Here is a 7,975-nt window from a genome sequence, read left to right as displayed (position 1 = left end):
AAGTCCTCCTTTGGTTATTTAAGGGTCCCGTGCACTGGACACCTCGTATCATACCAAGGAGGCTTTTTTTGTTCAAACTTCATTTTGCTTCAATACAGGAATGCTTTCTTATTCAAGTTGAATTCGCGTTCGATATCTTCTACATTCAATAATCCTTTCAATACATTATTTTCATCGACAACCATCAGTGAATCGACACGTGTTTTTCTCATTCGCTTAATAGCATGAGATAATTGGCCGTCCTGCTGAATTGTAACCGGGCTGTTCAGCATAATTTGACCAACTGTCTGAATACTTTTCTTCGCTTCTTGAAGTCTTTCTTTACCGATAAAATCTTCAACAAATTCATTTGCTGGGTTCAGTAGTATTTCATTTGGCGATCCTTGTTGTACCATCTGACCTTCGCGCATAATGAAAATACGGTCTGCCAGTTTCAAAGCCTCATCAATATCATGAGTGACGAATACAATTGTTTTGCCCAATTTTTGTTGCAAGTGTTTGAACTCCACTTGCAGAGCGTTACGTGTAATTGGGTCAAGCGCGCCAAAAGGTTCATCCATCAGAATTAATGGCGGTTCAGCCGCAAGCGCACGCAACACACCAATTCTTTGCTGTTGTCCGCCACTTAGCTCATACGGATATCGATCCAAATATTCAGGTGGCATATTGACAAGCTCCAACAATTCTTGAGCACGTTGGTTACGTTTTTCAAAAGACCATTTCAACAATTTCGGAACGAGTGTGATATTATCGCGAATAGTCATGTGCGGGAACAAACCGATCTGCTGAATAACATAACCAATCGATCTTCTCAGTTTGACTGCATCCTCTTCCATAATGTCTTTTTCTTTAAAATAAATTTTCCCTTCTGAGGGGCGATTCAGACGATTGATCATTTTCATCGTCGTTGTCTTTCCGCATCCGCTCGGTCCTATTAAACAAATAAACTCTCCCTCGTTAATCTCAAAATTCAGATTATCGACAGCTTTCTTTGACCCATATATTTTTGAAACATTTTCAAATCGAAGCATATATAATCCCTCCTTGATACATGCTCATTTTTTTAGTTGACATACATATGTAAAAACTAAAAGAACGAAATATGTAAAACATTCTAAAAGATGACATCTGTTATAGATACTTTTTTACCCTAACCGTTACGATATGAAACTATTTTTAGAAAAACCGCTGCTGTCCTTGATTTTTATGAAACTATTACATAGATTCACAGTGATGAAAAAGGACTAAATTCCAAAATCTCGCCTATCAAAAAAAGCTGCCCATTGCAGCAATACGATATGCATACATGGACAGCCCTAAAGACAAGGTCATTTTTTCATTTTATTTTTTCGCATATTTTTCAAAATATACCCTCCGCTGAATCTTCGAGGTTCATAGGAAATGATGAAAGCATTAGATTCGTAGCCTTTTATTAAAGTAAGCAGCTGCTCTTCAAGATTTCTCTTCGTCAATATTTCAAGTTTGTAACGTTCACTGTTCATGCCTTCCCCATGAAAGACGGTTACACCGTATCCTTCATTGCGGAGTCTTTTAATCAATTCTTCATTTTTGTGCGGGAGATTTACATTAAAGGTTGTATAGCCGATCGCCAGTTTTTGTTCAATCTTTGTGCCGATTAAAATCCCAAGCCCAAAACCGAATGCATACACTAGCATTCCAAGGAAGGTCTGATTACCGTTAAAAACTAATGATAAACCGAATACATAAATTAACGACTCGACAAATCCGAGTATGGATGCCGGCACGATTAAATGCTTCACAAGAAAAATCGTCCGCAAAGTAAAGCAAGGTACATAAATTAGCTGCAACAGCAAGATTATCAAAATTTCCTTCACAAATAGTACCCCCTTTATTCATATCGAAACAATATGAATCGCGCAAAATATCCATCTCCTACTCTATACCCGGAATTCTAAGCACTAAAAACAAAAGAGCTTACAGAGAATTAATCTCTAAAGCTCTTTTGCTTTCTGTAAATATTGTTTTTTTACATTATTCGGAATGATACTTCCTCCTGTCGCCCAAACAAGATGAATACCTTCTTTGCCAGTGACGCAAGGTCCTTTCGTGCCCGCTAGCGCAGACGGCTCTAAAAAGATCTCTTCCGTTTCATTCAAGGTTTTCATAAGTTGCAACAGTTCATAGTCGGAAACCGTATAAATACCGGCAAGCATTTTCTTGAGCAGTTTGCCGACAAATTTCGAAGGTCGCCCTACCGCTAGACCGTCTGCTTCTGTTTGGTTCGTTAAACCGATATCATAGACGCTAATACTGTCATGCTGCTTTGTCATTAAACCGAGAAGCATAGAAGGCGATTGGAGCGGCTCGGCAAAATAGCAATGAACATGCTTACCGAATACCTTTTTCAATCCGTATGTAATTCCACCCGGACCGCCGCCGACACCGCAAGGCAAGTAAACATATAAAGGATTATTGCAATTAACATCAATGTTTAAATCGGCAAGCTGCCGCTTCAGCTCCAACGCCGCAACCGCATAACCGGCGAACAAAAGCAGCGAATTTTCGTCATCGACAAAATAGGACTTTTCATCAGCCGAACAAATCGCTCTTGCCTGTTCAACCGCAACCGAGTAGTCAGATAAATGTTCGACTACCGTTACACCATTTTTTCTTAACAGGTCCTTCTTCCATTGCTTTGCATCATGAGACATATGTACCGAAACACGAAAACCAAGCGAAGAACCGATCATGCCAATACTCAGCCCTAAATTGCCGGTGGAGCCTACAACAATATGGTATTGATTGAAAAGCTGCCTCGCTTCCTCGCTTAAAATACAGCTATAATCCGATTCTCCGTCAGTAAGCAATCCATGTTCTCGTGCCAGTTTCTCAGCAAAAGCCAGTACTTCATGAAAGCCACCCCGTGCTTTAATCGAACCGGCAATAGGCAGCAAGTCGTCCCGCTTTAAAAGCACATTCCCTTTAACAGTTGTTTCATATACAGTTTCTAAACGTATTTTCATTTTGGATATGTCGGTAATCGGTGATTCAATGATTCCTTCGAAACTGGCAATTTCACCAAATATACTTTTTAAAACCGGCTGAAACCGATAAAAACGTTCACTTGCCTGTCTCAGCAGTTCATCGTCGAGCTGAAATACAAAATCAGCCTCATAATCGGGGTTAACCCAAAAAACAGGCTTCTCATCCGTCATATCCTGCATTAACGGAAATTGTTCCAACCAACCTTCCATACATTTATCCCCCATTTCACTCATGTTACCATACATAGAAAAGCAGGACCTATAAGATAGTCCCGCTTCCTTATCATTACAACAGATGCCTGTATACAGCTTTCTCAAACTGCGAAAACACATCTAGTACATCCTCATCTGCAAACGGCAAAATTTGTGTCATAAACACGGCAGCTATTCTCTCTACCGGATCAATCCAAAAGTACGTGTTCCCTAGCCCTGCCCATGCGAGGCTGCTGGCACGTCTGCCGCCCGGCACATCTTCCGTGTTAATCATGAACCCGTATCCCCATTTTTTAATCATTTCAGGAAAAAAGTTCACATTATTAGTCGATGATGGAATTGCTGTTATAAGCGGGTGCATATTCAAATCGCCTATTTGATTGGTCATCATCATCTTTACCGTTTGCGGTTGCAATATTTGCTTCTCATTCAAAGTGCCGTCATTAAGTAGCATTTGCATAAATTTCATGTAATCGCCAGCTGTCGAATAAAGTCCTCCGCCGCCCATGAAAAACTCCGGCTCTTGTGTCATTTCAAAGTCAATGGCATGAAAACGCCCATCTTCGTCTCGGACGTGCATTTTCGCAAGGCGGGCACGCTGCTCCTCGCTTAAGAGAAAATCCGTATCATTCATCCCGAGCGGCAATAAAATATGCTTTAGCATATAATCTCTCAATGATTGACCGCTGACCGCCTCGACAACCTTACCGACCCATTCTATATTAATGCCGTACTCCCAGCGTTTGCCGGCATTAAATACTGCCGGCGTTTTCTCCAATGTTTCATTTTTGCATTGAATAATTCCGGGAATGTTCCGTTCTTTTGTAAACGCAACAATGTCCTCATTCCACATATCGTATACAAAACCAGCTGTATGAGCCAGCAAATGATGAAGCGTAATTTGATTTTCAGCCTTTCGCAATATCGCATTGCCATCCTCATCAAAACCGGCAAGCACCGGAATTCGATTAATATCCGGCAATACTTTGCTTACGGGCTCATGAAGCTGCAGGAGACCTCTTTCGACAAGCTGCAAGGCTGCTGTAGTTGTGATAACTTTTGTCATCGAAGCAATCCAAAAAACGGTATCCATCGAAATCGGCTGCCGGCTTCCTTTGCCGATTTGTCCGAAAGATTCTTCATACAATATCTCTTCTTTATTTGCGACAATTGCTACAACGCTTGGTATACCCATATCAGCTATCGACTTTTGCAATATAAAATCAAGTTCCGCATAACTCATACAGCATTCCCCCTAACATAGTCATTTAGTATATACTATTCGATTTTTAACTATTTTTTCCTTCCGAACAATGATGACTGCATTCCCGCGGAAAGTAGTTAGGAGTTTTTATTTCATCGTTGTAATTTTTGTGATACATATGGGTACAAGCAGGAGCCATCGGCGGGATTAATGCTTGCCAATTCCCGGTCACCCCCCGCTGACACAAAGCTTCCTTTTTCTCGAAAATCCTGAATTGCTCTGCAGCTGTATGATGATCGACAATTGTTACACCTTGTTTTTTAAAGGAATATAAAACAGCTGCATTCAGTTCAACTAACGCTCTGTCTTTCCACAATGAGCTATTATGTCCCGAGTCGAGTCCCATCAATTCAGCAACTGCCGGCAGCATATTAAAACGGTCTTTGTCAGCAAAGTTTCGGGCACCGATTTCTGCCCCTGTATACCATCCATTAAATGGCGCAGCACAATACGAAATCCCGCCGATTTCAAGTCTCATATTGGAAATAAACGGAACGGCATACCATTTTAAATTCAGCTTCTTTATCGGCCATTCAGGATGTTCAATGGGTACTTCCTTCACTAATTCAGAGGGAATCGAAAACCATTCAGGCTTATTACCATCTATAGAGAAAACTACCGGCAGCACCTGAAAATTCTTCTTTTCGCCTTCCCACCCTGACTTCTCACAAAACGCAGTAAGTGAAACAGACTGTGCATCTCCTATTAATCCGCAATCTGTTTTATAGCCTGCATAACTAATTAGCTGCGGGTTGTAAATAATTATGTTGTCCTGCTCATTCCTGAATGGCTTAAAAATTGTAATTGCCGGACGAATTTTCCCTCCGTTTGTCGCATATTCAATATGATGGAGAATCCCCCTGTAGACACCCTCTACACCACTTGCTTTCCGAGCGTCTATTACATGGAGATTTTCCCAAAAAAGACGTCCGATACAGCAGTTGCTGTTTCGCCATGCCATCTTTGCGCCGTGAGCAAGTTCTTCATATTTATGCTCATAAAATCCGGTTTCCTCTATTTCTTTGCGGATCTCCTCTGTACGCCGAACAATTTCCTCCTCAATCGCCAACTCATAATAGCACTCTCTTATAAAATGAGCTGCTTTTCTAAACAAATCCTCACGTTCCACGACGATCTCCCCACTTCACATAGCTAACTCATAATTATTAGCCCATTTAAAGTAGGTTATTATATTCAAGTCTGCTAAAATCAGTTACTTCTTAAAACTGCTCCCCTTAATAAATATCACTTATTCTTCCACTCAATACAAAATAATAAGCGATCATTACTTGCACTATTGTAGTGGCTATTGGTATGTCGCCATAATTTTCTGCTACCGTCGCACATGTAAGAGCACCATACAATAAAAGAGCGGCCAATGTATACATGGCTGTTTTTCCGTTGAATATTTCTTTTATGATCTTAGGTAAGTTAAACAAATATGCAATGACAGAAATAAAGATAGTTATTCCTATATACTTCAACACACTAAACTCTGTTAAGACATTTGTCGCCGACCATTGCACAGCATAGTAAATACCAAATACGAATATACATGCACAGACAACTCCCTGAAGAACTGATTTGAAATTCACGTTTATACTGCCGAAAATCGTCAGCTTACACATATTTGTATTGATAATATTAATTAAAGGAAGCAATACGATTAACATTATTCCAGCAGTAACCCAGTTGACTCCATAATCTAATAAAAGACAAACTAATTCAGGAATCTCTCCATAATCCTCTTCTGTTAACCACGGTTTGATTATGCCCTTCGTATAGAGCCAATAAAAACAAACGCCTCCAAATAATAGAACCGCTGTACTGATAATCGCTTTTTTATGCGAATCAAAGAATCGTACAATTTTCACTATAGCTGTTGTCCCCTTAATTCCCTTCAATTGATTTAACCACGAATGCTTGATACTTAAAAACAGACCTGAATAAATCATCCAAGCAAATAAAATACTAAAATAGGTTAGTACATTTATACGATTGAAACTTGAAGAGAAAACCTTTTCTATATAATGCATGGACACTAAGCATAAAATGATGTAAGAAACAATATATAAACAAATCATTAAACTTGGTTTATAGGAAAGCTCTCTTTCAATCTTTTTAATTTGCTTTTTAGCTGCTGCACTGTATAGGTGATGGTAAGTATTTAATGCTAGTTTGTAATCTTTCGCAGTACCTCTGCCTTTATAATAGCACTCCGCCAAATCAAGTCTGGCCTGCTCATAATAATCGGACGTCGGCGAATTGTTTGAGGATATAAAACTCTTTAAATACGAAAATCCTAATTTTTCATCTTTTTTACAACCTTCCCCTTTGAAGGTCATCTGACTGAGACGATACAATGAATACCGATTATTGCAGGTATTTCTATTCTTCTCCTTAATCGCTTCCTGGTGTAATTTATAAGACTTATTTAGATCCTTAGGCAATTTTTCCGTACCAGAATAATATAATTCTGCCAGTTCATATAAGGCAAATCCAGGGTCAATGTTATTGGCCTCTTTAAAATGATAGTATGCTTCATCAAGATTCTCTGCTTTTAATGCGCTTCGACCAAGGGAATACTCAAATTCCTTTACAGAAGTACCTTTTAGTATTTCTTGTTGTTTATCATTCTTTTCATGCTTTATTTTTTCGAAATTCTTAATATAGTAGTCTGTAACAGGGGAAATCCCTTTAATGCCAAAGTACATATGATACTTCATCAGAAACAGAGTAAATTCTTGCTTTTCTATTCCGGCTTCCTCCGCTTTTTTCAACAAAATATCATTGAAATATATAGCCGTTATATCTTTTCCTCTTACTTTTATTAATAGCTGTATAAAGTTTGAATAGCGCAGTATTGTCTTGTAGTCCTCATAATGATTCTTAAACTCATCCGTCTTATACACTTCTTTTTGAAATTTCTTTAATATGCTTTTTAAGTTAATATATTTTTGGTACTTGCTATCAATTGGATGCGAGTCATATTGTTTTTGCAGTCTTTCCATTTTCTTCTTCATAGTCTTTTCAGTAGTTCCATAGCTGGCGTTTTCATCAAATCCAAAAGCGGTGAATAAATTCGATTCGTCCAACATTTCCGAATCCGAAAGATATTGCTTGTATTTCCGCTGTAAATGTCCGAAGTCTATTTCAGCTTCATTTGATTCGATTAATTCCGTTTTTAACTCGATTATCTTATCCTTTTTTATTTCCAAATAATAATTCTTCCGTTCTTCCGGATCTTTTAAAATATCGAATTCATGCGCTTTCAGTTTTTTTAAATTTTCCGCTGCCCCATCACTTACTTTTCCTAAGTTCTTCAGCTTTAATTGTTTCCAATTATTTTCTGAATCCTGAAAAGCTTTATTAATTTTTGCTTCAAACTCTCGTGTCGGATTGAAAATTAATGACTCATTCACTTCAATTTTAAATAATTCAAAGTACGTCTTTTCAGTCATGTATATCACCT

General features: G+C 38.6%; 5 protein-coding genes and 1 pseudogene. All 6 read right to left on the bottom strand.

Annotated features, from left to right (window positions below; all coding sequences use genetic code 11):
- Positions 1 to 128: 128 nt before the first annotated feature.
- Positions 129 to 1,031 (bottom strand): annotated as a pseudogene (locus tag IEO70_RS19240) (ABC transporter ATP-binding protein); the annotation flags it as partial.
- Between the two features lie 297 nt (positions 1,032 to 1,328).
- Complete coding sequence (locus IEO70_RS19235; RefSeq protein ID WP_190999993.1) at positions 1,329 to 1,856, bottom strand: DUF2179 domain-containing protein; 528 nt, start codon at positions 1,854 to 1,856, stop codon at positions 1,329 to 1,331.
- A 117-nt stretch (positions 1,857 to 1,973) separates the two neighbouring features.
- Positions 1,974 to 3,236 carry a D-serine ammonia-lyase gene (locus IEO70_RS19230; protein WP_190999992.1) on the bottom strand — a complete coding sequence of 421 codons (1,263 nt, stop codon included), beginning with the start codon at positions 3,234 to 3,236 and terminating at the stop codon, positions 1,974 to 1,976.
- 76 nt (positions 3,237 to 3,312) lie between these two features.
- Entirely contained in the window at positions 3,313 to 4,482 is a 1,170-nt protein-coding gene (locus tag IEO70_RS19225; RefSeq protein WP_190999991.1) for a serine hydrolase domain-containing protein, read from the bottom strand.
- Positions 4,483 to 4,528: 46 nt separating this feature from the next.
- Complete coding sequence (locus IEO70_RS19220) at positions 4,529 to 5,632, bottom strand: nitric oxide synthase oxygenase (protein WP_190999990.1); 1,104 nt, start codon at positions 5,630 to 5,632, stop codon at positions 4,529 to 4,531.
- Between the two features lie 106 nt (positions 5,633 to 5,738).
- Positions 5,739 to 7,964, bottom strand: a complete 2,226-nt coding sequence (locus IEO70_RS19215; protein WP_190999989.1) for a tetratricopeptide repeat protein — start codon at positions 7,962 to 7,964, stop codon at positions 5,739 to 5,741.
- Between the last annotated feature and the right edge of the window lie 11 nt (positions 7,965 to 7,975).

It is taken from the genome of Peribacillus faecalis, assembly GCF_014712675.1.
GTDB lineage: Bacteria > Bacillota > Bacilli > Bacillales > DSM-1321 > Bacillus_AD > Bacillus_AD faecalis.
This window is presented reverse-complemented; position numbering and strand designations above follow the sequence as displayed.